Raw genomic sequence first — 3,865 nt, forward strand, 5'->3', positions numbered from 1 at the left:
GGCCCCCGCCCCGCCCGGCGCCGCGGCCGGTTCCGTCTCCTGCGGCCGTTCCCGCCCGCACTTCATGCAGAAGCGCGCTTCCGCGGGGAGCGTGGAACCGCAGGCGGGGCAGCAGGGCAAGGTCATGGAGGCGCTCCGGAGCTCGGGCGGGTCATTCGGAGGGCGGGGGTAGCTTGATCGTATCCACTGAGGGCGCCCTGCCCATGACAAACGGTCAGCCCACCGCCCCGGCCCCGGCCCGTCCGTGACGCGTCACACCGGACTCGTCACCCCGAAAGCTTCGTGCCCCGGTGCAGGGCGACGACGCCGCCCGTGAGGTTGCGCCACGCGACCTTCGACCAGCCCGCCTCCTGAAGCAGAGCGGCCAGCTCCGGCTGGCGGGGCCAGGCGCGGATCGACTCGGCGAGGTAGACGTACGCGTCGGGGCTGCTGCTGACGGCCCGCGCGACCGGCGGCAGGGCCCGCATCAGGTACTCGCTGTAGACCGTGCGGAAGGGCGCCCACGTGGGCGTGGAGAACTCGCAGATCACCACGCGGCCGCCGGGCCGGGTCACGCGCAGCATCTCGCGCAGCGCGGCGCCGGTGTCCTGCACGTTGCGCAGTCCGAAGGAGATCGTGACGGCGTCGAACACCCCGTCCGCGAAGGGCAGCCGGGTGGCGTCGCCCGCGGTCAGCGGCATCCAGGGGTTGCGCTTCTTGCCCTCGCGCAGCATGCCGACCGAGAAGTCGCACGGCACGACGTAGGCGCCGGCCATGGTGAACGGAAGCGAGGACGTGCCCGTACCGGCCGCGAGGTCCAGGACCTTCTCCCCCGGGCGGGCGTCGACGGCCCGGGCGACGGCCTTGCGCCACAGACGGGCCTGGCCGAGCGAGAGCACGTCGTTGGTGAGGTCGTATTTGGCCGCCACGTCGTCGAACATCGCGGCGACTTCGTGCGGCTGCTTGTCCAGGGATGCTCGGGTCACGTCCCCATTGTTCACCCCCGGGGCGGGAGGGGACGCAGAGGGTGGCTGGACGGGGACGGCGCGCCCGGGAAGGACCGGCCGCCCTGCGGTGCCGACTGCGCTCGTCCCGGGAGCCCCCGCTCCCCGGGACCGCCGGACCCCCCGCCCGGCGTTGCGCGCCCTTGCGGCCCGGCGTAACGAACCGTTGCCAGGGCCCTCCACAGTGGCACCGCGGGACGTCCGTAGCGGCCGTCCCCGCGCTGCTCATCCTGCCCCGCGGAACGGACCGGGGCCTTCCGCCTTGACGGGCCCCTGACGTGCGCGGACGCTCTCCATACGGCTCGTTGACGCCGGCCGGTGCGCGGCACCCGGCCGGGCGGCGGGGTGCGCGGCCTGCGCTCAGCGCCGCCGGTACACCAGCCGGCCGCCCAGCACCGTCGCCACGCACGTCCCCGCGCCCACCGCCAGGAGCGCCGCCTCGTCCGGCACGTCGAAGGCGGCGAGGTCGGCCGGACCGCCGACGGCCAGAGGCGCCTCGACGCAGCCGGGCAGGTCCCGGCCCTCCCGCAGGGGATCGAGGTCCGGACCGTCGGCCGGGATCCCCGGCGCGAGGCGCGCCGGTACGACCCTCATCCCCGACCGGGCGACCGCCGTCGCCACCGCCGGGTCCTTGAAGCCGCCCGTCGCGGCCACCGCCGTGGTGCCGTGCCGCAGCATCTGCTGCAGCCCCCGCCGGACGCTGCCCGCCCGGCGGGTCTCGGTCATCTCCAGCGCCGCGAGCCGCTCGCCGGTGAGCGGGCGGTCCCCCAGCTCGTCGTACTCGCGCGGATCCGGGAAATAGGCGTTCCCCAGCAGCCACGCCGCGTGCCACTGGCGCAGACCGGGCGTCAGCACGCCCGGCCAGTGCCGCACGCGCGCCCCCGGGCAGGCCGCGGCCACGTCCTCGTACGGGCCGGCCGCCGCGATCCTGCCGCCGTCCACCGCGACGGCGCCGCCGGGCACCGCAGCGGAACCGGGGGCGGCGGTCAGCAGCAGGCCGGCGGCGTGGATCGTCAGCACGGCGTCGTCAGCACGGGTCCGGCGTCAGCTCGCGTCGATGAGCTTGAGCTCGGGGTGGGCCGTGCCGCCCTCGATCGCCGTCGACGACAGGTGCGAGACGACGCGGTCGTCGACGGGGTCGTTCGCCGGGTCGTCGTGCACGAGCAGGTGCTCGTACGTGGTGGCGCGCTGCGCCGGGACGCGGCCCGCCTTGCGGATGAGGTCGATGAGCTCCATGCGGTTGGAGCGGTGCTTGGCACCGGCCGAGGAGACGACGTTCTCCTCCAGCATCACCGAGCCCAGGTCGTCCGCGCCGTAGTGCAGCGAGAGCTGGCCCGCCTCCTTGCCGACGGTCAGCCAGGAGCCCTGGATGTGGGCGACGTTGTCCAGGAACAGCCGCGCGACGGCGATCATCCGCAGGTACTCGAAGACGGTCGCCTGCGTACGGCCCTTCAGCACGTTGTTCTGCGGCTGGTAGGTGTACGGGATGAAGGCGCGGAAGCCGCCCGTGCGGTCCTGCACGTCACGGATCATCCGGATGTGCTCGATCCGCTCGGCGTTGGTCTCGCCGGTGCCCATCAGCATGGTGGAGGTCGACTCGACGCCCAGGGTGTGGGCGAGCTCCATGATCTCCAGCCAGCGCTCGCCGGACTCCTTCAGCGGCGCGATGGCCTTGCGGGGCCGTGCGGGCAGGAGTTCGGCGCCGGCGCCCGCGAAGGAGTCCAGGCCGGCGGCGTGGATGCGGCGGATGGCCTCCTCCGCGCTCACCCCGGAGATCCGCGCCATGTGCTCCACCTCGGACGCGCCGAGGGAGTGGATCACCAGCTGCGGGAACTCCTTCTTGATGGCGGAGAAGTGCTCCTCGTAGTACTCCACGCCGTAGTCCGGGTGGTGACCACCCTGGAACATGATCTGCGTGCCGCCGAGCTCCACGGTCTCCGCGCAGCGGCGCAGGATGTCGTCCAGGGGGCGCGTCCAGACCTTGTCGCTCTTCGGCGGGGCGTAGAAGGCGCAGAACTTGCACGCGGTGACGCACGAGTTCGTGTAGTTGATGTTGCGCTCGATGATGTACGTCGCGATGTGCTCGATGCCCGCGTAGCGCTTGCGGCGCGCCGCGTCGGCCGCCGCGCCGAGCGCGTGCAGCGGTGCGGAGCGGTAGAGCTCCAGCGCCTCCTCGGGAGTGATGCGGCCACCGGCGGCGGCGCGGTCGAGGACGGCTGTGACATCAATGGTCGTGAGGTCGGCCTTCTCGCTCACCGGGGCGTCCCTTCGGAGGGGGTTTGACACGACCGTCAGCCTACGCCAGCCCTCATCCGTCCCGGCGGGTGAGGGTTGCGTGGGGGCTGCCGCCCTTGGTGTCCTCGGACGTGTACATGAGCTTGCCGTCGGCGGCCAGGGAGAACGTGATCCGCGCGGTCTCGCCCGTGCACCCGAGCGACGGCGTGCCGTCGGTGGCCTCCTCCAGGGTGAGCCGGGTGGGGACGGCGGTGAGCAGCTTGCCCTTGCTGCGGCACTCCAGGACGTTGAGCGCGGAGTAGGTGGTGCGGACGACGTAGGCGCCCAGGGCGCCGTCGGCGATGACGGCGGTCATGGTGCCGTTGGGGGTGCCGTCGCTCTGGACGACCTGCCCGGTCCAGGTGCCGAGGAACTGCTCGGGCACGGACTTCGCCCGGCCGCCCCCGCTGCCCGTGGTGGTGCCGGACCCGCCCTTGCCTCCGCCCCCGCCCGGCAGGAGGCCGAGGCCGAGCACCACGGCGACGGCCACCGCGACCAGGAGCGCGCCGACCGCGGCGAGCACGGCCTGCGTTCTGCGCCGTCCCGCACCGGCTCTCCGGGAGGGTTCCGCGGCCTCCGCCGCGGGCGGCCGCGACGCACCCCACGAG

At 73.7% G+C, this 3,865-nt stretch carries 4 protein-coding genes and 1 pseudogene; all 5 read right to left on the reverse strand.

Translation table 11 applies throughout. The features are described 5' to 3' along the window. Positions 1-126 (reverse strand): zinc-ribbon domain-containing protein (locus V7793_RS34855; protein ID WP_336013702.1); only part of this gene is annotated, 126 nt, incomplete at its 3' end. A 140-nt stretch (positions 127-266) separates the two neighbouring features. Then, positions 267-965, reverse strand: a complete 699-nt coding sequence (locus V7793_RS34860) for a demethylmenaquinone methyltransferase (protein ID WP_336013699.1) — start codon at positions 963-965, stop codon at positions 267-269. Between the two features lie 378 nt (positions 966-1,343). Further along, entirely contained in the window at positions 1,344-2,003 is a 660-nt protein-coding gene (locus V7793_RS34865; RefSeq protein ID WP_336013700.1) for an amidohydrolase family protein, read from the reverse strand. Between the two features lie 24 nt (positions 2,004-2,027). Then, positions 2,028-3,239: a cyclic dehypoxanthinyl futalosine synthase gene (gene mqnC / locus V7793_RS34870; RefSeq protein WP_336013701.1), complete on the reverse strand. Its 1,212-nt coding sequence runs from the start codon at positions 3,237-3,239 to the stop codon at positions 2,028-2,030. A 52-nt stretch (positions 3,240-3,291) separates the two neighbouring features. Further along, positions 3,292-3,865, reverse strand: a pseudogene (locus V7793_RS34875) (serine/threonine-protein kinase); the annotation flags it as partial.

The organism is Streptomyces sp. KLMMK, assembly GCF_036961605.1.
Taxonomy (GTDB): Bacteria; Actinomycetota; Actinomycetes; order Streptomycetales; family Streptomycetaceae; genus Streptomyces; species Streptomyces telluris.